The sequence below is a fragment of the Psychrobacillus sp. MER TA 171 genome, assembly GCF_023713305.1.
In the GTDB taxonomy this organism is placed as follows: domain Bacteria; phylum Bacillota; class Bacilli; order Bacillales_A; family Planococcaceae; genus Psychrobacillus.
Genome location: NZ_JAMAWN010000002.1, coordinates 131017 through 155372, shown reverse-complemented (window position 1 = coordinate 155372; position 24356 = coordinate 131017). Strand labels below are relative to the sequence as shown.

At 37.1% G+C, this 24356-nt stretch carries 25 protein-coding genes; all 25 read left to right on the top strand.

Going from position 1 to position 24356, the window contains the following annotated elements:
• Window positions 1-97: 97 nt before the first annotated feature.
• The 25 genes from rimM (at window position 98) to fliJ (ending at window position 24353) form a co-directional block, all read left to right on the top strand.
• Window positions 98-613, top strand: coding sequence for a ribosome maturation factor RimM (rimM, locus tag M3627_RS02900; RefSeq protein ID WP_251552918.1), 516 nt, complete (start codon window positions 98-100; stop codon window positions 611-613).
• Window positions 613-1341 (top strand): tRNA (guanosine(37)-N1)-methyltransferase TrmD, encoded by a 729-nt coding sequence (trmD, locus tag M3627_RS02895; protein ID WP_169358709.1) that lies wholly within the window; start codon window positions 613-615, stop codon window positions 1339-1341. The genes rimM and trmD overlap by 1 nt, the downstream gene beginning before the upstream one ends.
• Window positions 1342-1468: 127 nt before the next feature.
• Window positions 1469-1813, top strand: coding sequence for a 50S ribosomal protein L19 (gene rplS, locus M3627_RS02890; protein ID WP_169358710.1), 345 nt, complete (start codon window positions 1469-1471; stop codon window positions 1811-1813).
• 704 nt (window positions 1814-2517) lie between these two features.
• A complete protein-coding gene (gene lepB, locus M3627_RS02885) occupies window positions 2518-3078 on the top strand; it encodes a signal peptidase I (RefSeq protein WP_169358576.1) in 561 nt (186 codons plus the stop codon).
• Between the two features lie 77 nt (window positions 3079-3155).
• Window positions 3156-4010: a ribosome biogenesis GTPase YlqF gene (gene ylqF, locus M3627_RS02880; protein WP_169358577.1), complete on the top strand. Its 855-nt coding sequence runs from the start codon at window positions 3156-3158 to the stop codon at window positions 4008-4010.
• A 99-nt stretch (window positions 4011-4109) separates the two neighbouring features.
• On the top strand, window positions 4110-4889 hold the full coding sequence (locus M3627_RS02875) for a ribonuclease HII (protein ID WP_251552917.1): 780 nt from the start codon (window positions 4110-4112) through the stop codon (window positions 4887-4889).
• Window positions 4886-6724: a hypothetical protein gene (locus tag M3627_RS02870; RefSeq protein ID WP_251552916.1), complete on the top strand. Its 1839-nt coding sequence runs from the start codon at window positions 4886-4888 to the stop codon at window positions 6722-6724. Before M3627_RS02875 ends, M3627_RS02870 begins: the two co-directional genes overlap by 4 nt.
• Window positions 6721-7002, top strand: a complete 282-nt coding sequence (locus M3627_RS02865) for an EscU/YscU/HrcU family type III secretion system export apparatus switch protein (protein WP_169358580.1) — start codon at window positions 6721-6723, stop codon at window positions 7000-7002. The genes M3627_RS02870 and M3627_RS02865 overlap by 4 nt, the downstream gene beginning before the upstream one ends.
• A 277-nt stretch (window positions 7003-7279) precedes the next feature.
• A complete protein-coding gene (gene sucC, locus M3627_RS02860) occupies window positions 7280-8440 on the top strand; it encodes an ADP-forming succinate--CoA ligase subunit beta (protein WP_169358581.1) in 1161 nt (386 codons plus the stop codon).
• 18 nt (window positions 8441-8458) lie between these two features.
• Window positions 8459-9361, top strand: coding sequence for a succinate--CoA ligase subunit alpha (gene sucD / locus M3627_RS02855; RefSeq protein ID WP_169358582.1), 903 nt, complete (start codon window positions 8459-8461; stop codon window positions 9359-9361).
• A gap of 118 nt (window positions 9362-9479) precedes the next feature.
• The gene (gene dprA, locus M3627_RS02850; protein WP_251552915.1) at window positions 9480-10358 is read left to right on the top strand and encodes a DNA-processing protein DprA; all 879 of its coding nucleotides are present in this window, start codon (window positions 9480-9482) and stop codon (window positions 10356-10358) included.
• 124 nt (window positions 10359-10482) lie between these two features.
• Window positions 10483-12558, top strand: a complete 2076-nt coding sequence (topA, locus tag M3627_RS02845; protein ID WP_251552914.1) for a type I DNA topoisomerase — start codon at window positions 10483-10485, stop codon at window positions 12556-12558.
• Window positions 12559-12573: 15 nt separating this feature from the next.
• Window positions 12574-13884 carry an FADH(2)-oxidizing methylenetetrahydrofolate--tRNA-(uracil(54)-C(5))-methyltransferase TrmFO gene (gene trmFO, locus M3627_RS02840; RefSeq protein WP_169358585.1) on the top strand — a complete coding sequence of 437 codons (1311 nt, stop codon included), beginning with the start codon at window positions 12574-12576 and terminating at the stop codon, window positions 13882-13884.
• A gap of 55 nt (window positions 13885-13939) precedes the next feature.
• Window positions 13940-14848, top strand: coding sequence for a tyrosine recombinase XerC (gene xerC, locus M3627_RS02835; protein WP_251552913.1), 909 nt, complete (start codon window positions 13940-13942; stop codon window positions 14846-14848).
• 17 nt (window positions 14849-14865) lie between these two features.
• Window positions 14866-15426 (top strand): ATP-dependent protease subunit HslV, encoded by a 561-nt coding sequence (gene hslV / locus M3627_RS02830; RefSeq protein ID WP_169358586.1) that lies wholly within the window; start codon window positions 14866-14868, stop codon window positions 15424-15426.
• Complete coding sequence (gene hslU, locus M3627_RS02825; RefSeq protein ID WP_169358712.1) at window positions 15413-16807, top strand: ATP-dependent protease ATPase subunit HslU; 1395 nt, start codon at window positions 15413-15415, stop codon at window positions 16805-16807. Before hslV ends, hslU begins: the two co-directional genes overlap by 14 nt.
• 87 nt (window positions 16808-16894) lie before the next feature.
• Entirely contained in the window at window positions 16895-17674 is a 780-nt protein-coding gene (gene codY, locus M3627_RS02820; RefSeq protein ID WP_169358587.1) for a GTP-sensing pleiotropic transcriptional regulator CodY, read from the top strand.
• A 280-nt stretch (window positions 17675-17954) separates the two neighbouring features.
• On the top strand, window positions 17955-18347 hold the full coding sequence (gene flgB / locus M3627_RS02815) for a flagellar basal body rod protein FlgB (protein ID WP_169358588.1): 393 nt from the start codon (window positions 17955-17957) through the stop codon (window positions 18345-18347).
• Window positions 18348-18349: 2 nt separating this feature from the next.
• Window positions 18350-18811, top strand: a complete 462-nt coding sequence (gene flgC / locus M3627_RS02810) for a flagellar basal body rod protein FlgC (protein WP_169358589.1) — start codon at window positions 18350-18352, stop codon at window positions 18809-18811.
• A gap of 19 nt (window positions 18812-18830) precedes the next feature.
• Window positions 18831-19136: a flagellar hook-basal body complex protein FliE gene (gene fliE / locus M3627_RS02805; protein ID WP_169358590.1), complete on the top strand. Its 306-nt coding sequence runs from the start codon at window positions 18831-18833 to the stop codon at window positions 19134-19136.
• Window positions 19137-19192: 56 nt separating this feature from the next.
• Complete coding sequence (gene fliF, locus M3627_RS02800) at window positions 19193-20779, top strand: flagellar basal-body MS-ring/collar protein FliF (protein WP_169358591.1); 1587 nt, start codon at window positions 19193-19195, stop codon at window positions 20777-20779.
• 12 nt (window positions 20780-20791) lie between these two features.
• Window positions 20792-21811 (top strand): flagellar motor switch protein FliG, encoded by a 1020-nt coding sequence (gene fliG / locus M3627_RS02795; RefSeq protein ID WP_169358592.1) that lies wholly within the window; start codon window positions 20792-20794, stop codon window positions 21809-21811.
• Window positions 21795-22574, top strand: a complete 780-nt coding sequence (gene fliH, locus M3627_RS02790) for a flagellar assembly protein FliH (RefSeq protein ID WP_251552912.1) — start codon at window positions 21795-21797, stop codon at window positions 22572-22574. Before fliG ends, fliH begins: the two co-directional genes overlap by 17 nt.
• Window positions 22575-22579: 5 nt before the next feature.
• Window positions 22580-23902: a flagellar protein export ATPase FliI gene (gene fliI / locus M3627_RS02785; RefSeq protein WP_251552911.1), complete on the top strand. Its 1323-nt coding sequence runs from the start codon at window positions 22580-22582 to the stop codon at window positions 23900-23902.
• A gap of 1 nt (window position 23903) precedes the next feature.
• Complete coding sequence (gene fliJ, locus M3627_RS02780; protein WP_251552910.1) at window positions 23904-24353, top strand: flagellar export protein FliJ; 450 nt, start codon at window positions 23904-23906, stop codon at window positions 24351-24353.
• Window positions 24354-24356: the final 3 nt, after the last annotated feature.

The following is a 24356-nucleotide window of genomic DNA, read 5'->3' as shown; positions in this document are numbered from 1 at the left end:
GCTAATACCTCAGGGAAGAAATTCTAAAGAGGTAAATGTAATATGAGAAGAGGGAGAACACTTTGTTCTTCCTTTTTTGATAGGAGGAATTTATTCAATGGAATGGTACAATGTTGGAAAAATCGTCAATACCCACGGAATTTGGGGAGAGGTTCGTGTCATTTCTACTACTGACTTTCCAGATGAGCGTTATCAGGTAGGAAATGAGCTTGGTCTTTTTAAAAAAGATGGATCTAAACCAATCATCGTTAAAATTACCAGCTACCGTAAGCATAAAAATTTTGATTTGTTAACTTTTGACGGTTATACCTTACTGAAAGATGTAGAAGGCTTTCGTGATGCAACGTTAAAAGTATCTGAGAAGTATCTAACAGAGTTAGAAGAAAATGAATACTACTATCATGAAATTATTGGCTGTACGATTGTTTCTACCGAGGGTGAGACAATTGGAACCGTTACTGAAATACTTCAAACTGGAGCAAATGACGTATGGACTGTGCAGCCGGTCAAAGGGAAGACACACTATATTCCATATATTGAGGATGTAGTGAAAAAAATAGATGTGGATAAAAAAGAAATCACGATTGAGGTACTGGAAGGTTTATTGTCATGATGAAAATTCATATTCTTTCGCTTTTTCCAGAGATGTTCACGGGAGTGTTCAACTCATCTATTTTGAAAAAAGCGCAGGATAAAAATGAGGTATCGATTGATGTAGTAAACTTCCGAGACTATTCTGGTAACAAGCATCATCAGGTTGATGATTATCCCTATGGTGGTGGGGCAGGGATGGTATTAAAGCCAGAACCTATTTTTAACGCCATTGAGGCTCTTCCTCCAAGCTCTAGTGGGAACAGACGGATTATATTGCTCTGCCCCCAAGGAGAACGCTTTAATCAGCAAAAAGCAGAGGAATTAGCGAAGGAAGAGGAGCTTGTTTTTATATGTGGTCATTACGAGGGCTACGATGAGCGAATTAGGGAGCATTTAGTTACAGACGAAATTTCAATTGGAGATTTTGTTTTAACCGGTGGAGAATTAGCTGCTATGACTGTAGTAGATAGTGTTGTGAGATTACTCCCCAATGTTCTTGGCAAGGCTGCTTCCCATGAGCAAGATTCTTTTTCTACGGGCTTGCTAGAGCATCCACATTATACTCGACCAGTAGAATATCGCGGCTACAAGGTTCCAGATGTGTTGCTGTCTGGAAACCATGCAGCTATCGACCAATGGAGAAGAGAGCAGTCTCTAAAACGAACGTTCGAAAGAAGGAAAGACCTTCTAGAAAATGCAGAACTAACAGATACTGAAAAAAGAATGCTTCAATTAAAAGAGTTATAATTTATAATTGCATATAGCCAGTCAATATGATATATTTTACTATGTACTTTTATGTGAAGTACTGATTTTGGGTGTTCCGCTGCAACAGCTATGTGTGTAAGAGCATTCTATATAAGGAGAGAAAATGATGCAAAACATTATTTCAGAAATCACAAAAGATCAATTACGTACAGATCTTCCTACATTCCGCCCAGGTGACACAGTTCGTGTACACGTTAAGGTTGTTGAGGGAACTCGCGAACGTATCCAAATGTACGAAGGTGTTGTAATTAAACGTCGTGGAGGCGGAATTAGCGAAACTTTTACAGTTCGTAAAATCTCTTCCGGTGTTGGTGTAGAACGTACTTTCCCAGTACACACACCAAAAATTGCTAACCTAGAAGTTATTCGTCGTGGTAAAGTTCGTCGTGCTAAATTGTACTACCTACGTGAACTACGCGGTAAAGCTGCTCGTATTAAAGAGCGTCGCTAATAGTGTAAGTAAGGCAAAATTGCCTGATGTGAATGTTGCAGGAAAAAGTGATCTCACTTTTGCTGCAACATTTTTTTCTTTGTGGATAATTATTGTATTTAAGAGAAGAATATAGATTATCTATTTTTAAAGTAGTTGTTAAGATAACCCGTCAGTGTTTTCAAAGTGAGGTAACTAGCAGAACGTATCGGCCAAGAGTAGCAATTTAATACATATACTAATTGGGAAGCATATTCAAAGTTATCTTTGAGATTGATTGTGATTTTTATAAAAGGAATTAAGAAATCATCTCCATCGATCATTTTATTTAGCTTTGTTATTGTTTGATTTTGACTAACAATTCTTTTTTATAGTGACTGTAAACATTAAAAAAGTAAAATTCAAATGGCTATTAAGAACATATTATGAAATTGGGGTTGGTGACAGTTTTTCAGCTTTGTTTATGCGAGTAAAATTTATTAGCGCTTTATCGATGCTAAAGCTGTTCCCATTTATCGCTCCCCCCGTGGAAAGCGTCCGGCTGGTGCGGAAATCAATTCTAATTTATGATTTAAATATTTCTTTGCATCATAAATCAACCCTACCCTTTAACATATCCTTTTATTTTAGATATTTTCTCTATATATACGGAATTTAGACGATTTTATTTTGCCACTCTTACATTTTCCTTGTACAATATAAGAGTATATAAAGGGGGCAAGTGAATGGGACAAGCACAAAAAGAAAAGAATGAGTTATGGGAATGGTCGAAAGCTTTATTAATAGCTTTTGGACTTGCAGCATTAATTCGACTCTTTTTATTTACCCCTATAATTGTGGACGGAGAATCTATGATGCCGACCTTAGAAAATGGGGATAGTATGTTAGTGAATAAAATTGGTTACGTGGTCGGTGAACCAAAACGATTTGATATCGTAGTTTTTCATGCTCCTGAGCAGAAAAACTATATAAAACGTGTAATAGGGCTTCCTGGCGATCATGTCGAGTATAAAAACGACCAGCTCTACATTAACGGAAAAGAAGTTGCTGAGCCTTATTTAGAACAAAAAAAGAGCGAGTTAACAGAAGGAACATTAACTGGGGACTTTACGCTTGAAAGTATTACTGGAGACAAGAAAATCCCAGAAGGATATGTTTTCGTTATGGGAGACAACCGCTTATACAGTAAAGACAGCCGAATGATCGGTTTAATTGAAATCGATGAAATTATAGGGAAAACAAATTTAGTATTTTGGCCAATTGGTGAGGCTGGTTTTGTAAAATAACCAAAGTAGTGCGTAAGAAGGTGATTCTTCTTCCCGGCTATTAGAAAATAGCTAGTGCTTTAAGAAGGAGGTGCAATATGACAATACAATGGTTTCCAGGTCATATGGCCAAAGCAAGAAGAGAAGTTACCGAGAATCTAAAGCTTGTAGACATTATTTTTGAACTGATAGATGCACGTTTACCATTGTCTTCAAGAAATCCTATGTTAGACGAGGTAGTCCATCAAAAAACGAGACTACTTATTCTAAACAAAGTGGATATGGCTGATGATATGCAAACCAAAAAATGGATAGCTTATTTCGAGTCAAAAGGGCACCCTACTGTTGCAATAAACTCTTTGGAAGGGAAAGGACTCCAAGCGGTTTTTAAAGCCTCTAAAGAGCTTTTAAAGCCTAAATGGGACCGTATGAAAGAACGTGGGATTAAACCTAGACCAATTAGAGCTATGATTGTAGGCATTCCGAATGTTGGAAAATCTACTTTAATTAATCGCTTTGCCAAAAAGAATATTGCTAAAACCGGAAACACTCCAGGTGTAACCAAAAGACAGCAATGGATTAAAGTAGAAAAGGAAATAGAGCTATTAGATACGCCGGGTATTTTATGGCCTAGATTTGAAGACCAAATAATAGGCTATAAACTTGCTTTAACTGGCGCCATTAAGGATGCTGTTATCAACATGGAAGACTTAGCAGTATATGGGCTACGTTTTTTAGAAGAACATTATCCAAAGAGAATGGAAGAGCGATATAATATTACAAAAATCAGTGAGGATTTAGTAGACACTTTTGATCATATTGGTAAACTCAGAAGATGCTTTGCATCCGGCGGTGAAATTGACTATGATCAAGTGGCTGAGCTAATTGTTCGTGATATAAGAAATCAGCAATTAGGTAAGCTGACCTTCGATTTTGTAGATGAATATGAGTGAAAAAATTCCCTTTTTACCTTCTGGTAAAGAGGGTTTTCTCGATTTATAATATTTTTAACCGATACATACAGAAAGCAAAAGAAAGCTGAAGTGATTTTAATGTTACGTTTACAAGAAATAAAAGAAAAATTAATAGTTGCAGATGGCACAGAAGACTGGTTTAAAGAACTTGAAGAAGATCAACGGGCTGGAGCAAAGAAATTATTGGAAAGCTGGAAGAGAAAACAACAAGTCCAAAAACTAGAAAAAGAAGCTCATATTGAGAAGGTAATGTTTGATAAAAATTTTGTTGTTAATCGAAGTGGACTAATAGCGGGCGTAGATGAGGCCGGAAGGGGGCCGCTAGCAGGTCCAGTTGTAACTGCCGCGGTTATTTTAAGAGAAGATACAAATAACTTAATAGGATTAAATGACTCTAAACAAATATCCAGAGCAAAAAGAAATGAATTAGCTATGAAAATAAAAGAGAATGCTATTAGTTACTTCATACATTTTCAATCAGTTGAAAAAATTGATACGCTAAATATATATGAAGCAACAAAACAATCGATGTCAGAAGCTGTGCTTAGCTTAAAAATCCAACCGAGTGTTGTATTGGTAGATGCTATGAAACTACCAATAGATATAGAAAATCACTCCCTTATTAAAGGAGATGCTAAAAGTTTAGCAATTGCAGCTGCTTCTATTTTGGCAAAAACAGCAAGAGATGAATATATGGATAAACTTCACGAGAAGTATCCTGTCTATCTTTTCAATAAACACGCAGGCTATGGTACAAAGGAGCATATAGCAATGATTATGCAGCATGGTCCAAGTGAGCATCATCGAAAAACTTTTGAACCGATTAAATCTATATTAAAAAGCGAGGTGAAAGTATGAGTGGACCTTCTTTTTCGTCCATCCAATTGAACGCACCAAATGTTATTTCATCGAAGGTATCAGTTCCTATGAAAGAAGGACAAGTCATACATGGAACAATTAAAAACCTATTCCCAAATCAAACAGCAGAAATTCAAATAGGGAACCAAAAGATAATCGCAAAACTTGAAACGCCTTTAAAAACTGGGGATGCTCATTTCTTTCAAGTAACAAAGGCAGCACCTGAAATTCAGCTCAAAGTTGTGACTGGTCCCTTAAGTGGAGGAAATTCACTTGCCCATCAGTCTCAGCAATTGCTCCAGGCAATGAATTTAAGTAAATCAAGTGAGATGCAGGCAATCATTCAATTTTTTATAAAAGAACAATTACCTATCTCTAAGGAAATACTTATACAGGCTGAACAGCTGATTAAGAATTTACCTCCTAATGCCACCTTAAAAGGAGGACTAGAAGCAATTCAAAAAATGATAGAGTTAAAAATTCCAATGACGTCTAAAATGTTTGATACTTTATTGAGTGGTAAAACTACTACTGGTTTTCCTTCACTTATAACTAATTTGAAAACTGCATTACAGCAGGAACAACAACTTTCTCCATCACAAAAAGAAGCTATTGTCCAAAACCTACAGAAGATAGGGGAACCTTTTCATCTTCCTGTAGCAGGTGCTCTATTAGGTAAACAATTACAAACTCTTCTAAATACACAGCTTCCATCTGCTGTTCGTTTACCTATATTACAACAGCTTATAAACGCTTCTATCTTACCTTCTGAGGCGACATTGAATAATCCAGTGCCAATTTCAAATAACCCAGCATTAAAACAAACGGCAGGAGAAATCATTAGCAAATTAATGCAGCCAAATATAGAAAATAAACTGGTTGTTGAGCAGTTGCGAAGCTGGATTCAAAATCAGCCTTTGCTATCATCATCTCAAAAGGAACAAGTTTTAATGAATATTAAAGAAGGAGAAGCAAAACCTAATCTAGTAGCTCATTCATTAGTTAAGGTCTTCTCTGAGCAAAGCCAGCAAGCAGTTTTTAAAATCGACTCAAACGGTCTTACACCAAAAGATCATTTAGTGTCTATATTGGGAAAAGGAATGACTATTAATTCCATTAATCAAACTTTAGAGCAATTAACCAATCTTAATAAGGACTCTCCTCTTATCCAGTTTAGAAACCAAGCAGAGCAAACAGTACTAAGTCAACTAGATGGTAAAGCTTTTGAAATGGCAATGAAAGAAACGCTAAAAATGCTTGGATATAGCTATGAGGGAAAGTTAGCAAGCGGGAAAGATGAAGTGCGTCAACTAGCAAGCCAGCTAAAACCGCAACTTGTAGAATTGCTACAAATGCCTAATATATCGGCTATTGTCAGAGATGGAGCCGAATCGATTATTAGTCGAATGAATGGTTTGCAGCTCTTGTCGGGAGAAAATGGTCCCCAACATCAATTATTAATGCAAGTTCCTTTAGAATTTTTAGGTAAGCGAATGGATGCAACTCTTGAATGGAATGGGAGAATGAAGGAAGATGGGAAAATAGATTCGGATTTTGCTCGAATAATGTTTTACCTTCAATTAGATTCACTTAAAGAAACTGTAGTAGATATGCAAGTCCAAAATAAAATAGTGACGATTAACCTCTTTAATGATGATCAGACGATTGAAACGATAGCTAACAAACTTAAGCCTACATTAAAGGAGGGATTGGCAACTGCTGGTTATCAATTGTCTGGGATTTTTATAAAAACCTTTGCACAACAAAAAATGTCGAGCTTATGGCCAAATAACTCATCTTCCTCCAAAGAGCAAGGAGTGGATATTAGGATATGACAGAAGGTAAGTTTAAAAGGAAAGAAGCTATTGCCTTAACATATAAGCCTGGTCAATCGGATGCTCCTACTGTAGTAGCTAAGGGGAAAGGGAAAATAGCAGAGAATATATTAGAAAAGGCATTGGAGCATTCTGTACCGATACAAGAGGATGCTAGTCTAGTAGAACTGCTAGGAAAGCTAGATATTAACCAATCCATACCCGAAGAACTTTATCAGGCGGTTGCAGAGGTTTTTGCATTTGTGTATAGGGTAGATAAAGAAAGAGGAGAGAAGTAATATTTTGTCCTTTTTATCACAGAATAGATTATGCTAGAGAAAGTTCTATAAAAGATTTAGAAGCTACGGATAGAAAATAATCTTTTTTGTAAATCGGTGTCGTATAAGCTTATTTTGAACAAATATTTTAGCAAAATAGGAAGTGCATTGTCGATTTCTAAAGATTGAATATTCTATGTTTTTTGTAGTTATAATACTTTTATGGACAATTTGTGACAGCTTTATTACAATGATAAAGGTAGCAAATAGTGACATAAGTTTGAGGGAGGATGTATAAATGAATATCCATGAATATCAAGGTAAACAGCTCCTTAGACAATATGGCGTAGCAGTTTCTAACGGAATCGTTGCTTTTTCACCAGAAGAAGCAGTGGAGGCCGCTAAGGAATTAGGTTCTGACGTTATTGTTGTTAAAGCCCAAATTCACGCAGGTGGACGCGGTAAAGCTGGTGGGGTAAAAATTGCAAAGAATTTAGACGAAGTACGTGAATATGCAAAAGAGCTTTTAGGTAAAGTTTTAGTAACTCACCAAACAGGACCAGAAGGTAAAGAGATCAAGCGTCTACTTATCGAAGAAGGTAGTAAAATTAAAAAAGAATATTATGTAGGTTTAGTTTTAGACCGCTCAACATCTCGTGTAACATTAATGGGCTCTGAAGAAGGCGGTATGGACATTGAGGAAGTAGCAGCAAATTCTCCAGAAAAATTATTCTATGAGGAAATTGATCCTGTAGTAGGATTAACTGGTTTCCAAGCTCGTAGAATGGCTTTCAATATGAACATTCCGGCTAAACTTGTAAATAAAGCAGCTAAATTTATGCTTGGTCTTTACCAAGTTTACAATGAAAAAGATGCTTCTATCGTTGAAATCAATCCATTAGTAGTAACTGAGGATGACAATGTATTAGCATTAGACGCTAAGTTTAACTTTGACAGTAATGCTTTATACAAACACAAGGACATCTTAGAGTTACGTGACTATGATGAAGAAGATCCAAAAGAAATCGAAGCATCTAAATATGACCTAAGTTATATTTCACTAGATGGAAACATCGGATGTATGGTTAATGGAGCAGGTCTAGCTATGGCAACAATGGATACAATTAGCTACTACGGCGGCTCACCCGCTAACTTCCTGGACGTTGGGGGCGGTGCTACAGCTGAAAAGGTTACAGAAGCATTCAAAATTATCTTAGCTGACAAAAATGTAAAAGGTATTTTTGTTAATATCTTTGGTGGTATTATGAAATGTGACGTAATTGCAGAAGGTGTTATCATTGCTGCAAAAGAAGTTGGACTTCAAGTGCCATTAGTTGTTCGCTTAGAGGGTACAAACGTAGATTTAGGTAAGAAATTATTAAATGAATCAGGCATCAATATTGTTGCAGCAGATTCAATGGCAGACGGTGCTCAAAAAATCGTTAATCTTGTAGGATAAGAAAGGCAGGGACATAAAATGAGCGTATATATTAATAAAGATACTAAAGTAATTGTTCAAGGAATTACGGGCTCAACTGCTCTTTTCCATACAAAACAAATGCTAGAATACGGCACTAAAATCGTTGCTGGGGTTACTCCTGGTAAGGGTGGAACAGAAGTAGAAGGCGTACCTGTATTCAATACAGTAGCGGATGCTGTTAAAGACACAGGGGCTAATGTATCTGTAATCTACGTACCTGCTCCATTTGCTGCTGATGCAATCATGGAAGCTGTTGACGCTGAGCTAGATATGGCTATTTGTATTACTGAGCATATTCCTGTATTGGATATGGTAAAGGTTAAGCGCTATATGGAAGGCAAGAAAACACGTTTAGTGGGACCAAACTGCCCAGGTGTTATTACAGCTGATGAGTGTAAAATCGGAATCATGCCTGGATATATCCATACAAAAGGACATGTAGGCGTAGTTTCACGTTCTGGTACGTTAACATATGAGGCGGTTCATCAATTGACTCAAGCAGGCATCGGTCAAACGACTGCTGTAGGTATTGGTGGAGACCCTGTAAATGGTACAAACTTTATCGACGTGTTAAAAGAATTTAACGAAGATGAAGATACTTACGCTGTAGTAATGATCGGAGAAATCGGTGGTACTGCTGAAGAAGAGGCTGCTGAATGGATCAAAGCTAACATGAAGAAACCAGTAGTAGGATTTATTGGTGGACAAACTGCACCTCCTGGAAAACGTATGGGTCACGCTGGAGCAATTATCTCTGGTGGCCAAGGTACGGCAGAAGGCAAAATTCAAGCAATGGAAGCTGCTGGTATGAAAGTGGCTGCTACTCCATCTGTAATTGGCGAAACGTTAATCGAAGCTATTAAAGAAGCAGGAATTTACGACGCTTGTAAAACACATTAATTAAAAAAGTGCGGCTCATCGAATGATGGGTCGTACTTTTTATAAACTAATAATTACCCATAGGGCATACACATGCTCATACTTTTCTTATAAAAAAATTCATAAAAGGGGTTAATTGATGATAGAACAAACTTTCCAAAGAAGATTACTCGCTCTACATTATGTGTTTCCTGTACCTCTCCCTAAAGTAATTCCACTTCTAAAAATAGATCCCGACCTATCCCAACTAGAAAACATCCAACCAACCCTTCTTGCTAAATTGTGTAACATTCCCATTGAAAGAGCTATTCACTTGAAAAATATGTATAAAGAGTTAGTTTATCACCCTCTTCTTGAAACCTATGAGAAACATAATATTCTCCCAATCGTTTATAATGATAATTATTACCCAGAAAGTCTTTTGAAATTATATGATCCTCCAGTGATTTTATATACTAAAGGAGATGTAAGCTTACTAGCTAACATTAAAAAGATTGCTATAATTGGTTCTAGAAAGGCAACTTCCTATTCAGAAAAAAGTATAGAAAAAATACTACCCCCTCTAATTCAACAAAATTATGTTATTGTAAGTGGTCTCGCGAGAGGTGCGGACACGCTGGCCCATAGAAAAACAATAGAAATGGGCGGAAAAACTATTGGGGTATTAGGCGCAGGTTTTTCTAATATTTATCCAAAAGAAAACGAGGATTTAGCGAACTTTATGTCGAAGAGTCACCTACTAGTAACTGAATACCCTCCCTATATTACTCCAAAAAAGTGGAATTTCCCCATGAGAAACCGGATTATTAGTGGTTTGTCGTTAGGTGTCGTTATTACAGAGGCACATAAGAAGAGTGGTACAGTTTCTACAATGGAGCATGCCTTAGAAAATGGAAAAGAAATTTTCGCAGTTCCAGGATCTATTCATTCAGACCTATCAGAAGGCCCACATCACTTGATACTAGAAGGGGCAAAGCCTATTTGGGATGGCCACCAAATTCTCGAGGAAATGAGATAAAAAGTATAAAATTTTAAATTTAGAATTGAAAAGTCTTGCAATTACTAAGAAACTGTTATACATTTTGCAACAGGTATTTGTTTTGCAGATTGAAGCGAGTTACCTTCTATAAGGAGGCACATCTATGTCGGATTATTTAGTTATAGTAGAATCGCCAGCGAAGGCAAAAACGATTGAGCGATATTTAGGAAAGAAATATAAAGTAAAAGCATCGATAGGACATGTTATAGATTTACCAAAAAGTCAAATGGGTGTCGATGTAGAAAATAATTACGAGCCAAAATATATTACAATACGTGGTAAAGGGCCAGTCCTACAGGATTTAAAAAATGCGGCCAAAAAAGCAAAGAAAGTTTATCTCGCGGCTGACCCCGACAGAGAAGGGGAAGCAATCGCCTGGCATTTAGCAAAATCTCTAAACGTAGATTTAGAGTCAGACTGTCGTGTTGTATTTAACGAAATAACAAAAGATGCTATACTAGAATCATTTAAGCATCCTAGACCGCTTGATAAGGATTTAGTAGATGCCCAACAGGCAAGACGAGTTCTAGATCGTCTAGTAGGATATAATATCAGTCCTATTCTATGGAAGAAAGTTAAAAAAGGTCTTTCAGCAGGTCGTGTACAATCCGTTGCTCTGCGTCTAATAATTGATCGTGAACGAGAAATCGAAAAATTTATCCCAGAGGAATATTGGTCTATCGAGGGTAAATTTGAAAAAGGTAAAAAAGCATTCGAAGCTCTTTACTTTGGCAAAGAAAAAGAAAAAGCAAAGCTTACCAATGAAGATGAGGTTAAGGCTGTATTAAATCTCATGAAGGGTAAAAAGTTTGATGTTACTAATGTTACTAAAAAAGAAAGAAAGCGTAATCCTGCGCCTTCATTCACTACCTCCTCACTACAGCAAGAGGCAGCTAGAAAATTAAACTTTAGAGCTAGAAAAACAATGATGCTTGCTCAACAGCTTTACGAAGGAATTGACCTTGGTAAAAAAGAAGGCACTGTTGGTCTTATAACTTATATGCGTACGGATTCTACTAGAATTTCGGATACAGCGAAGGCAGACGCTGCTGAATTTATAAAAAGTGAATATGGCTCAGAGTTTCTTTCGACTAAGAAAGCGGAGAAGCAAGATAAAAAGGCCCAAGATGCTCATGAAGCTGTTCGACCTACAAACATACTAAGAACACCTGATTCGTTAAAGGCAATATTATCTCGAGATCTTTTCCGCTTGTATAAACTTATATGGGAAAGATTCGTTGCAAGTCAAATGGCTCCAGCAACTTTGGATACAGTTGCAGTAGATTTGAAAAATGGAGAAGTCATTTTTAGAGCTAATGGTTCTCAGGTGAAATTTGCTGGTTTTATGAAGGTCTATGTAGAAGGCTCGGACGACCAAACAGATGACAAAGATAAATTGTTGCCTGCAATGGAAGTAGGAGATAAAGTAAGCGCTACAGAAATAGAGCCTAAGCAGCATTTCACACAGCCACCACCACGTTACTCAGAGGCGAGACTTGTTAAAACGTTAGAGGAACTAGGCATAGGTAGACCATCTACATATGCTCCAACTTTAGATACAATTCAAAAAAGAGGCTATGTTGCTCTAGAAACAAAGAGGTTCGTTCCAACCGAGTTAGGAACAATTATCCATCAGCTTGTATCAGAATTCTTCCCCAAAATAGTAGATATTGAGTTTACTGCTCAAATGGAACGAGATTTGGATAGTGTAGAAGAAGGTCAAGTAGAGTGGAAGAAAATAATCGATGCTTTCTATGTAGAGTTTGAAAAACACTTGGAACATGCGGAAGCAGAGATGGAAAAAATCGTAATAAAAGATGAACCTACCGGTGAGGATTGTGAAGAATGTGGTTCTCCGATGGTGTACAAGCTTGGTCGCTACGGAAAATTCATGGCATGTAGTAATTTCCCGGACTGTAGAAATACAAAAGCAATTGTTAAAGAAATTGGCGTGAAATGTCCATCATGTGAGGAAGGGCAAATTGTTGAGCGTAAAAGTAAAACAAAACGCTTATTCTATGGCTGCAATCAGTATCCTACATGTGAGTTTCTTTCTTGGGATAAGCCAATTAGTAGACAGTGTCCAAAATGTAATGAAATGCTAGTAGAGAAGAAGCTGAAAAAAGGAATACAAATACAATGTGTTGCGTGTGATTATAAGGAAGATCCGCAAAGCTAGAAAGAAGGATACGACATGACTGAAATAGTAAACGTTATTGGAGCAGGTTTAGCTGGAAGTGAGGCTGCTTGGCAAATAGCTAGCAGAGGAGTTAAAGTACGTCTCTTTGAAATGCGACCTGTTAAACAGACGCCAGCTCACCATACAGATAAGTTTGCTGAGCTTGTTTGCTCAAACTCTCTTAGAGCAAACAACTTAACAAATGCTGTTGGGGTTATTAAAGAGGAAATGCGTATGTTGGATTCTCTAATCATCTCCTCAGCGGACAATAGTAGTGTTCCTGCAGGTGGTGCACTTGCCGTAGACAGACATGATTTTGCGGGTAGAGTTACTGATTCTATTAGAAGCCATCCATTAATTGAGATTGTAAATGAAGAAGTAACTGAAATACCAGAGGGTATTACAGTGATCGCTACAGGTCCTTTAACATCGCCAGCTCTTGCAGAGAAGGTAAAAGTGGTTACAGGTCAGGATTATCTATACTTCTATGATGCCGCTGCACCTATCGTAGAAAAAGATAGTATCGATATGGACAAAGTATACTTGAAATCTAGATATGACAAAGGGGAAGCAGCTTATTTAAACTGCCCAATGACTGAGGAAGAGTTTAATCGCTTCTATGATGCTCTTATTGAGGCAGAGGTTGTACCATTGAAGGAATTCGAAAAGGAAATTTATTTCGAGGGCTGTATGCCAGTAGAGGTCATGGCTGCAAGAGGCAGAAAGACGTTGCTATTTGGTCCTATGAAGCCGGTTGGCCTAGAAGATCCTAAAACAGGCAAAAGACCATATGCTGTAGTCCAACTGAGACAGGATGACGCTGCAGGCACACTTTACAATATCGTAGGGTTTCAAACACATCTAAAATGGGGCCCACAAAAAGAAGTATTAAAGCTAATTCCTGGATTAGAAAATGTGGAGATAGTAAGATATGGAGTAATGCATCGCAATACGTTCATTAATTCGCCATATGTTTTAAAGCCAACATATCAGCTAAAAGCTAACGAACAAATCTTTTTTGCTGGTCAAATGACAGGTGTTGAAGGCTATGTTGAATCAGCTGGAAGTGGGTTATTAGCTGGCATAAACGCTGCGAAATTGGCAAAAGGTGAAGAACTAGTTGTATTCCCAGCCGAGACGGCTCTAGGGAGCATGGCCCGTTATATAACAGAAGCCAATCCGAAAAATTTCCAGCCAATGAATATTAACTTTGGCTTGTTCCCAGAGCTACAACCTAAAGTAAGAGATAAGAAAGTACGCACAGAGCAGATGGCTAATCGAGCGCTAACAACGATTCAAAATTTTATGAAAAGTACATCGATATAATTGCTAAAAGCCTCTAAAAAGTTGTATACTTTTAGAGGCTTTTACAATAGATGAATTGGAGTGGTTACTTGTGATTGGTAAAGAGGAACTTCATTCTTTTATTGCACATATACAATTAGAAAAAAATTATTCTAATCTAACAGTTCGAGAGTACGAAAAAGATATTATTCAATTTTTAAAGTTTATAGAGGCGGAGGGTGTCCAAGAATTAAATGACGTTGAATATATTCATGCTCGGTTGTATATTACTAAGTTGTATGATGAAAAATTAGCAAGAACGTCTATTTCTAGGAAAATCTCGTCAATCCGATCTTATTACAAATTTTTAAACAAGGAATATAGTATTCGAGACGATGCTTTTCAGTCTTTGTATCATCCGAAAAAAGAAACGAGATTACCACAATTTTTCTATGAAGAGGAAATGGAAAAGTTATTCGAGAAAAATAAAGGGACAGATCTATTGTCTGTTCGAAATATTGCCATACTTGAATTATTATATGCAACTGGGATGCGTGTGAGCGAACTTATTTCCATTGAAAACAGTCATATAGATAGTAGTTATGGTGTAGTGCGGGTTATGGGTAAAGGAAGAAAAGAGAGATACATACCAGTGGGAGACTATGCACTTGCTGCAGTTGAAGAGTATATGCACGATAGCCGACCTAAGCTGATGAAAAAAACTTCTCATCCATACTTATTTGTGAACAATCGAGGTGAGCATCTCACTACTGATGGGGTGCGTTATATCTTGAATAGTATGATTAAAAAAGCTTCTATGCATACAACTATATATCCCCATATGCTTCGCCATACATTTGCTACTCACCTACTTAACAATGGTGCTGATTTAAGAAGTGTCCAAGAGCTGCTAGGGCACGCTCATCTCTCCTCGACTCAGGTTTATACTCACGTAACGAAAGAGCATTTAAGAAAGACATATATGAATGCCCACCCAAGGGCGTAACTACAGGAGGTCATACAATGGGTTCAATTCATGCAACTACTATATTTGCAGTTAGTCATAATGGAAGCTATGCAATGGCAGGCGATGGTCAAGTTACTTTAGGAAATCAAGTGGTAATGAAGCATACAGCAAAAAAAGTTAGAAGATTATTCAATGGTCAGGTTATAGCAGGTTTTGCAGGTTCTGTTGCAGATGCTTTTACGCTTTTCGAGATGTTTGAAGGAAAATTGTTAGAGTACAATGGTAATCTTCAACGAGCAGCAGTAGAGTTAGCTAAACAATGGCGTGGAGATAAAATGCTTCGCCAATTAGAAGCGATGCTTTTAGTAATGGATAAAAAGCACTTGTTGCTTGTCTCTGGTACCGGAGAGGTTATAGAACCTGATGACGGTGTTTTGGCAATAGGCTCAGGTGGTAATTATGCATTAGCAGCAGGAAGAGCATTAAAACAATACGCTGGAGACAAGTTGACTGCAAAGGAAATTGCAGAGGCTGCTTTGAACACAGCTGCAGACATTTGTGTGTTTACAAACCATCAAATAATTGTGGAGGTATTAGGTGAACATGAAGGAAACTAACTTAACCCCTAAACAAATAACAGAGCACTTAAATAAATATATTGTAGGCCAAGAAACAGCAAAGAAGGCTGTAGCAGTTGCTTTACGCAATCGTTATAGAAGACAAATGTTAAACGAAGAAATGAAAGCAGAAGTAATCCCGAAGAATATTTTGATGATTGGACCTACAGGTGTAGGGAAAACTGAAATTGCAAGAAGGATTGCCAAGCTAACAAAAGCCCCTTTTGTAAAGGTAGAAGCGACTAAATTTACAGAAGTAGGGTATGTAGGTAGAGATGTAGAGTCTATGGTTAGAGACTTAGTAGAAGCTGCTATTCGTATTGTAAGAGAAGAAAAAATGGAAGAAGTTAAGGATCAGGCTATACGTTTAGCCAATGATGCTATTGTAAAGCTTCTTGTACCTTCTCTTAAAAAGAAGAATGCGGGACAAAATCCATTTGAAGCTTTATTTGGTGGAAAGCCTGAAGATGATTCATCAGACACTGAGGATACAGATGTACGTATAAAACGTTCACAAATTGCCGAAGATTTACGAGATGGCAAGTTAGAGGATGAAATAGTAACGGTAGAAGTGACAGAACAGTCACCATCTTTATTCGACGCACTACAAGGTGGAGGAATGGAAAGCATGGGCATGAATATGCAGGATGCTCTTTCTAACTTAATGCCTAAGAAAAAGAAAAAAAGAAAAATGAAAGTAAGAGACGCTAGAAAAGTATTAATTCAAGAAGAAGCGGGTAAATTAATAGATAACGATGAGTTGTCACAAATTGCCATTGAAAAGACGGAGCAAACAGGTATTATTTTTATAGATGAAATGGATAAAATCGCTAGCAAAAATGGTGGAAGCTCTTCTGCTGATGTATCTCGTGAAGGGGTACAAAGAGATATATTACCAATTGTAGAAGGTTCAACAGTTACGACAAAATATGGAGCAGTAAAAACAGATTATATATTGTTTATTGCTGCTGGTGCTTTCCATATGTCTAAGCCTTCTGATTTAATCCCTGAACTTCAAGGACGCTTTCCAATTCGTGTAGAGCTTGAGAAGCTTACGAAGGAAGACTTTGTCCGAATTCTAAAGGAACCTCATCAGTCGCTAATAAAGCAGTATGAGGCTTTGTTATTAACTGAAGAAGTAACTATTTCTTTTTCAGATGAGGCAATTGAAAGAATTGGGGATATAGCATATCAGGTAAACCAAGAAACCGATAATATCGGAGCAAGACGTCTTCACACGATTTTGGAGAAAATTTTAGAAGACCTATCTTACGAGGCTTCAGATATTTCACCTGCTCAAATACAGATCACTCCTGCTTATATTGACTCTAAACTTGACAATATTGTGAAAAACAAAGATTTATCACAATTTATACTTTAAAATCCGATTCTTATTACTTTCAAAAACAATTAAAAACCTTTAGAATATTAAAATAAATAGGAAAATTACAATGGAGGCTTTATTTAAATGAATTTATTAGACAAAACACGCAAAATTAACTCGATGTTACAGGCATCTGCTGGGAAACCAGTTAACTTTAAAGAAATGGCTGCAACATTAAGTGATGTAATAGAATGTAACGCATTTATCGTTAGCAGAAAAGGAAAGCTATTAGGACACGAAGTACACCAACAAATCGAAAATGATCGTATCATTAAAATGATGGAAGAACGTCAATTCCCTGAGGAATATACAAAAAATCTTTTCCACGTTAGTGAAACGTCATCTAACTTAGATGTATATAGTGAACACTCTGTATTCCCTGAGGAAAATAGAGAATTGTTTAAAGATGGTTTAACTACAATTGTTCCTATTATCGGTGGTGGAGAACGTCTTGGTACACTTATTCTAGGACGTCTTAAAGATGAGTTCCAAAACGATGATTTAATCTTAGGTGAGTATGGTGCTACTGTAGTTGGTATGGAAATCCTACGTGAAAAATCAGAAGAAATTGAAGAAGAAGCTAGAAGCAAAGCAGTAGTACAAATGGCTATTAACTCATTATCATATAGTGAATTAGAAGCTATTGAGCATATCTTTGAAGAATTAGACGGAAACGAAGGACTTTTAGTAGCATCTAAAATTGCTGACCGTGTAGGAATCACTCGTTCTGTAATTGTTAACGCTCTTCGTAAACTGGAAAGTGCTGGAGTTATCGAATCAAGATCTCTTGGTATGAAAGGAACTTATATAAAAGTTCTTAATGATAAATTTTTAGCAGAACTTGCACAACTTAAAATGCGATAATAACCTAATAAATGGAGCCTACTCTAGAAAATTCTAGAGTAGGCTCTTTTTTTATTCTAAAAATGGATTTAGATGGATATATTTTTTCCAGGATAAGACACATTTCTACAAATGTGACAGTTGTTTTGTCGATTGTCTATAAAAAAAGGATAAAAGTCCTATGAAATTTCAAGAAATAGAATAGACACTGTGTTACATTTTCTTTACAATAAGATTATTGTGATTTTAATAGAAAATTAATAAAAATGACTCATAAAAAATAGATAGGGGGGATAAAGAATTGGGAATTTTTAACGGTACTATTGAGAATTTAGAACGAGGTTTGAATTTCGCATCTATGAAACAAAAGACTATAGCGCAAAATATAGCGAATGTTGACACACCAAATTACAAAGCCAAAAGTGTTAACTTTAATGAATTTTTAGAAAATGCTAAGAAGTCTTCAATATCTGCCTACCGCACGGAAGAAAAGCATTTTAACTTTCAAGCTAGTCAAGCCTCACCTGGAGCATTTGATTATTCCAATTTAAGATATAGCAGTAATGGGAATGGGGTAGACATGGATAAGGAGCAGGCTAATTTAGCGACGAACCAGCTATACTATAATGCTTTAGTCGATCGTGTTAGCGGTAAGTTAAATAGTCTACAAACAGTTATTAAAGGAGGCGGTTGATAGTGTCTATATTTCATGGGATGAACACTACTGCGTCGGCACTTACAGCTCAACGTTTACGAATGGATGTTATTTCTTCTAATATGGCTAATGCAGAAACGACACGAGCGAAAATGGTCGATGGGGAATGGCAGGCATATAGAAGGAAAACGGTAACTCTACAACCAATCGAAGGTTCTTTTTCTAGCATTTTAAATGTAGCAAGAGGAACTTCTAGTAAAAGTGGGGTAGGCAATGGAGTTAAGGTGTCGGGAGTTAAAGAGGATGCAGAAACACCTTTTAAACTTGTATATGATCCAACACATATTGATGCTAACGAGGAAGGATATGTAGCAATGCCTAATGTCGATCCTTTAAGAGAGATGGTTGATCTTATCTCTGCTACTCGTTCATATGAGGCGAATGTCACTGTTTTTAATGCAAATAAGGCAATGCTTTCAAAGGCACTTGAAATAGGAAAATAGAAAGAAGGTTTAACGCTTAATGGCTATTGAATCAGTATCTATGTTTAATGTTGGCCAAGTAAATGCACCTTTGGCAACAAATAAGTTGAGTCCATCTCAAGCACAAGAAAACTTTGGTGATTTCCTTCAAAGTGCTATTAACTCGGTAAATGATACACAGAAGGCTTCAGATGTAGCAACAAACAAACTAATAAGTGGTGGAAACATTGAACTTCATGAAGTAATGATTGCATCACAGAAGGCAAGTATCGCATTAAATGCAACATTAGAGGTTCGTAATAAAGTCGTAGAAGCATATCAAGAAATAATGCGTATGCAGGTTTAGACCTCGGTTATTGTAATATATCGAGCTAAAATATTCACCATAACCGGAGGATAAAAATGAATGAGCGTATAACAAAAATTAAAAATGATATAACAACCTTTTGGAAGAGTCGGACTAAAGGTCAAAAAGGGACTATAATTGGCGGATTTCTAGGTGTAATAGTTCTTGCTGCGGTCCTGACCTTTTTTCTAACAAGAACGGAAATGGTTCCTTTATATTCAGAGGTAACACCTTCTGAAGTAGGACGCATAAAAGAAAATTTAGATTCTAAAGGTATACCAAATGAAATTGCTGTTGGAGGAACTTCTATATTAGTTCCAAAGGAACAGAAGGATACTTTATTGGTGCAAATGGCTGCAGAAGGATTTCCGCAATCAGGAATGATTGATTATAGCTTCTTCTCTCAAAATGCAGGCTTTGGGATGACAGATAACGAGTTTAATGTATTAAAGCTGGCTACTACTCAAACTGAACTAGCCAATTTGATTAAAAGCGTGGAAGGTGTTAAGGAAGCAAAGGTAATGATTACCTTACCTGAAGAAGGGGTATTTTTATCTCAAAGCAATGAAACAGCAAGTGCCTCTATCGTGCTAAATACAGAACCAGGCTATCAATTTTCAGAGACACAAATAGCGTCCTTATACAATTTAGTTTCTAAATCTATACCGAACTTATCTACTGAAGATATCGTTATAAGAAACCAATTCCTAGAATATTTCGACCTTCAGCAGGCAAATGGTTCTGGCGGTACAACTGTCACAGATCAAATGACATTGAAGAAGACCATTGAGCGAGACTTGCAACGACAAGTCCAAACCATGCTAGGTACCTTAATGGGGCAAGATAAAGTAGTAGTATCCATTACTACAGATATCGATTTTAAACAAGAAAATCGGGAAGAGAATCTCGTAGAGCCAGTCGATGTAGAAAATATGGCTGGAATTGAAATTAGTGCTCAGCGTATTTCTGAAACGTTTACCGGTAATAATCCAGTAGCTGGCGGTACTCCTCAAGGAGAGGATGCTACTGATAACTTCACCAACTATGTAGAAGGCACTACTGCTGATGGGGATTACGAAAGATCGGAAGATACAATAAACAATGAAGTAAATCGGATCAGAAAAGAAATTGTCGAAAGCCCATATAAAATTAGAGACATAGGTATACAAGTAATGGTTGAACCACCAGATGCAGAAGATGTTGCATCCTTACCGGACGATATACGAGGAGACATCGAACAGATGCTTGCTACGATTGTAAGAACTTCTATTGACAAGGGCGTAGGAGAACTAACAGAGGAACAAGTCGAAGACAAGATTGTAGTTTCGGTTCAAGAGCTGAGAGGGAAAACCTCGGTTGCTGAAGTATCTTCTCCAACAATCCCTTGGTGGATATATGTAATTGGTGGAATATTATTAGTCTCCATTATTCTTCTAGTCATTAGTTTACTTCGTTCAAGAAGAAGTGATGAAGAGGAAGAATTACTAATTGTTGAAGAGGCAAGAGAGATACCAAAAGTTGATGATATTAATAATGAAAAAGAAACAGAATCTACTTTAAGACGTAAGCAGCTAGAAAAAATGGCAAAAGACAAGCCAGAGGAATTTGCAAAGTTATTACGTACTTGGATAGCAGAGGATTAAGGAGGGACGGCTATGAGTAAAAAAGAGAAAGAAAAAGAATTAACAGGTAAGCAAAAAGCCGCGCTCCTATTAATTTCTCTAGGACCAGAAGTGTCTGCTTCCATTTATAAGCATTTAAATGAAGAAGAAATTGAACGATTAACTCTAGAAATATCTGGAGTGAAAAAAGTAGAGCCAGAAATAAAAGAAGGTATTATAGAGGAATTTCATCATATTGCTCTAGCACAGGATTATATATCACAGGGTGGTATTGGCTACGCAAGGACAGTTCTTGAAAAGGCACTTGGTAGTGAGCATGCTCAAGCCATTATCAACCGTTTGACGTCCTCCTTACAAGTCCGTCCTTTTGATTTTGCTAGAAGAGCAGAGCCAACGCAGCTGTTTAACTTTATACAAAATGAGCATCCTCAAACGATTGCTTTAATCTTATCTTATCTTGAACCACAGCAGGCGGGGATTATTTTATCTTCCCTGCCTCAAGAAGTACAAGCAGATATCGCTAGAAGGATTGCAACAATGGATTCTACTTCACCGGAAGTGATTAGTGAAATAGAATCAGTGCTTGAGAGAAAACTTTCCTCTACTGTAACTCAGGATTTTACAGAAACTGGCGGTGTAGATGCAGTTGTAGAAGTACTAAATGGTGTTGATCGAACTACTGAAAAAACCATTTTGGATGCTCTAGAGATTCAAGATCCAGAGCTTGCAGAAGAGATTAAAAAGAGAATGTTTGTATTCGAAGATATCGTTACGTTGGACAACCGTTCTATTCAAAGAGTTATACGTGATTGTGAAAATGAAGATCTAATTCTTTCTATGAAGGTATCGAGCGAGGAAGTGAAGGATATTATCTTCCGTAATATGTCTACGCGTATGGCAGAAACGTTCAAAGAAGAAATGGAAGTCATGGGTCCTGTTCGATTACGTGATGTAGAAGAAGCTCAAAGTAGAATTGTATCGGTTATTAGACGTTTAGAAGACGCAGGTGAAATTATCATTGCCCGTGGTGGAGGAGATGACATTATTGTCTAAAATTTTCCGAAACGTACAAATGGATGGAAATGCTGAAAAATTTCGTCCGATTCATATAAGAAATCTCACTGTAGAAGAGACAAGTGATGAAACACCGCTCGCTATAAAGGAAAACTTCAATATAGAGCGTAGCAAAATGTTGGAAGAGGTCAACCAAGAAATAACGAATAAACAGAAACAGCTGCAATTAGAAGTGGAAAATACTCGGCAACAAATACAACAGGAACTAAATGAATGGAATAACCAAAAGCTTAGCTATCAACAAAGTGCTTACGAAGAAGGATTTGCACAAGGTGTAGAAGAAGGAAGACAAAAGGCACTGGCTGACATGCAAAGTTCCCTAAAAACAGCCAATGAAGCGATGCAAACAGCATATGAAAATGCTGCTGCCTATTTACAGCAACAAGAACAAGTAATTCTTGAATTGAGTATTCGAAATGCAGAGCGAATCATTGGGGTTAAATTAGAGGAAGATTTCGATTTGTTTTTGTCTATTGTTCAAAGGGGCTTAAAAGAAGCTCGTGAAATGAAAGAAATAAAAATATATGTTTCCCCATATTACTTCAATCTAGTATCTAAAAATCGAGAAGAGCTTGCTTCTATTTTTCCGATAGATGTGCCATTTATGATTTTCGTAGACGAGGAAATGAATGATACAGATTGTTATATTGAAACAAATCATGGTCGAATTGTTGTAAGTATTGATGAACAAGTAAAAGAATTAAGACGTAAGCTAGTTGATATTCTTGAAAGCATGGAGTGAGAGTAATGAAAGCAATCGATTTAATCCAACAAATACCAAAAGTCTCTACTTTTAAAAAGTACGGCCGTGTAAATCGTGTAGTTGGATTAATGATTGAGTCGCAAGGCCCCGAGAGCTCTATTGGAGATGTATGCAAAATCCATATTAATTCTGCTAAAAATGGTCCATCTGTCATTCTTGCTGAAGTAGTAGGCTTTAAAGAAGAAACTGTAGTCTTGATGCCTTATACAAATATACGTGAAATTTCCACAGGGTGTTTAGTAGAAGGAACAAACAGTCCTTTAGAAATAAAAGTAGGTCCTGAGCTAATTGGGAAAGTACTTGATTCCATGGGCAATCCAATTGATGGGACGGTGTTACCGAAAGGCTTGAGTACAGTTGGTACAGAACAAGATCCTCCAAATCCTTTAACTAGACCACCTATTCATGAGCAAATTGAGGTGGGAGTGAAGGCGATTGATGGTATGCTTACAGTCGGAAAGGGACAAAGGGTTGGTATTTTTGCTGGTTCAGGTGTAGGTAAAAGTACCCTGTTAGGAATGATTGCAAGAAATACGAATGCTGACTTAAACGTGATTGCCCTTATTGGAGAACGTGGCAGAGAGGTTCGAGAGTTTATTGAACGTGATCTTGGCAAAGAAGGATTGGAAAGGTCAATCGTAATAGCAGCGACTTCTGACCAGCCAGCTCTTATGCGTATTAAGGGAGCATTTACTGCTACTGCTATTGCGGAGTATTTTCGAGACAAAGGCTTAAATGTCATGCTAATGATGGATTCCGTTACCCGTGTAGCGATGGCTCAACGGGAAATAGGATTAGCAGTTGGTGAACCACCAGCTACAAGAGGGTATACTCCCTCCGTATTTTCTATTTTACCTAAGCTGTTAGAACGAACGGGTACAAATGAAAATGGAAGCATTACAGCGTTCTATACGGTACTCGTAGATGGAGATGATATGAATGAGCCTATTGCTGATACAGTCCGTGGGATACTTGACGGACATATAGTGCTTGATAGAGCGCTAGCCAACAAGGGGCAGTTTCCTGCTATCAATGTGTTAAAAAGTATTAGTCGTCTAATGAATCATATTTCAGATGAACAGCATGTAAAGGCTGCTGAAAGGCTACGTGAGCTTTACTTTACTTACAATAAATCAGAGGATTTGATCAATATAGGGGCATATAAAAGAGGAACTTCCAAAGAGATTGATGAGGCCATTCAATATGAACCTTTAATTACTGCTTTTTTAAAGCAAGGATATTTGGATAAAGTTTCTTTGGACAATAGTGTTCATGAATTAGTGATGTTATCAGGCGGAGGAGCTTAAGATGGTTGCTTATCAATATAAATTTGCTAAGGTGCTTACGGTTCGTGAACAGGAGAAGTCAGAGACAGAAATAGCGTACAAAGAGTCAGTTAATGCCTTTGAACAGGTTGCTACTGAACTATACAATCTTTTGAAAAAAAGAGAGTCTACTCTAGACACTCAAAACGATTTGCTGTCCAATGGATTAAGTATTGATGGAATACATCATTATTCTAATTTTCTAGAGAGCCTACAAAAAAGAATTGAAGTTGTACAAAAAGAGGTTATACAGGCTAGGTCCAAGATGAACTGGTATGAGGAAAAACTGTTGGAAAAAAGCTTAGAGGTTCGGAAGTTCGAAAAAATGCAAGAAAAGGATTTTGAAAGTTTTCAACAAGAACAGTATCGCTTAGAAGCGATTGTTTTAGATGAGATTTCTTCCTTAAAGTTTCAAAACAAAGAGATTAGGTGAGTA

What these genes read in the sequence shown, in the direction of transcription:
- rimM (WP_251552918.1), top strand. Translation starts at nt 98, where the DNA reads ATGGAATGGTACAATGTTGGAAAAATCGTCAATACCCACGGAATTTGG.
- trmD (WP_169358709.1), top strand. Translation starts at nt 613, where the DNA reads ATGAAAATTCATATTCTTTCGCTTTTTCCAGAGATGTTCACGGGAGTG.
- rplS (WP_169358710.1), top strand. Translation starts at nt 1,469, where the DNA reads ATGCAAAACATTATTTCAGAAATCACAAAAGATCAATTACGTACAGAT.
- lepB (WP_169358576.1), top strand. Translation starts at nt 2,518, where the DNA reads ATGGGACAAGCACAAAAAGAAAAGAATGAGTTATGGGAATGGTCGAAA.
- ylqF (WP_169358577.1), top strand. Translation starts at nt 3,156, where the DNA reads ATGACAATACAATGGTTTCCAGGTCATATGGCCAAAGCAAGAAGAGAA.
- M3627_RS02875 (WP_251552917.1), top strand. Translation starts at nt 4,110, where the DNA reads ATGTTACGTTTACAAGAAATAAAAGAAAAATTAATAGTTGCAGATGGC.
- M3627_RS02870 (WP_251552916.1), top strand. Translation starts at nt 4,886, where the DNA reads ATGAGTGGACCTTCTTTTTCGTCCATCCAATTGAACGCACCAAATGTT.
- M3627_RS02865 (WP_169358580.1), top strand. Translation starts at nt 6,721, where the DNA reads ATGACAGAAGGTAAGTTTAAAAGGAAAGAAGCTATTGCCTTAACATAT.
- sucC (WP_169358581.1), top strand. Translation starts at nt 7,280, where the DNA reads ATGAATATCCATGAATATCAAGGTAAACAGCTCCTTAGACAATATGGC.
- sucD (WP_169358582.1), top strand. Translation starts at nt 8,459, where the DNA reads ATGAGCGTATATATTAATAAAGATACTAAAGTAATTGTTCAAGGAATT.
- dprA (WP_251552915.1), top strand. Translation starts at nt 9,480, where the DNA reads ATGATAGAACAAACTTTCCAAAGAAGATTACTCGCTCTACATTATGTG.
- topA (WP_251552914.1), top strand. Translation starts at nt 10,483, where the DNA reads ATGTCGGATTATTTAGTTATAGTAGAATCGCCAGCGAAGGCAAAAACG.
- trmFO (WP_169358585.1), top strand. Translation starts at nt 12,574, where the DNA reads ATGACTGAAATAGTAAACGTTATTGGAGCAGGTTTAGCTGGAAGTGAG.
- hslV (WP_169358586.1), top strand. Translation starts at nt 14,866, where the DNA reads ATGGGTTCAATTCATGCAACTACTATATTTGCAGTTAGTCATAATGGA.
- hslU (WP_169358712.1), top strand. Translation starts at nt 15,413, where the DNA reads ATGAAGGAAACTAACTTAACCCCTAAACAAATAACAGAGCACTTAAAT.
- codY (WP_169358587.1), top strand. Translation starts at nt 16,895, where the DNA reads ATGAATTTATTAGACAAAACACGCAAAATTAACTCGATGTTACAGGCA.
- fliE (WP_169358590.1), top strand. Translation starts at nt 18,831, where the DNA reads ATGGCTATTGAATCAGTATCTATGTTTAATGTTGGCCAAGTAAATGCA.
- fliF (WP_169358591.1), top strand. Translation starts at nt 19,193, where the DNA reads ATGAATGAGCGTATAACAAAAATTAAAAATGATATAACAACCTTTTGG.
- fliG (WP_169358592.1), top strand. Translation starts at nt 20,792, where the DNA reads ATGAGTAAAAAAGAGAAAGAAAAAGAATTAACAGGTAAGCAAAAAGCC.
- fliH (WP_251552912.1), top strand. Translation starts at nt 21,795, where the DNA reads ATGACATTATTGTCTAAAATTTTCCGAAACGTACAAATGGATGGAAAT.
- fliI (WP_251552911.1), top strand. Translation starts at nt 22,580, where the DNA reads ATGAAAGCAATCGATTTAATCCAACAAATACCAAAAGTCTCTACTTTT.
- fliJ (WP_251552910.1), top strand. Translation starts at nt 23,904, where the DNA reads ATGGTTGCTTATCAATATAAATTTGCTAAGGTGCTTACGGTTCGTGAA.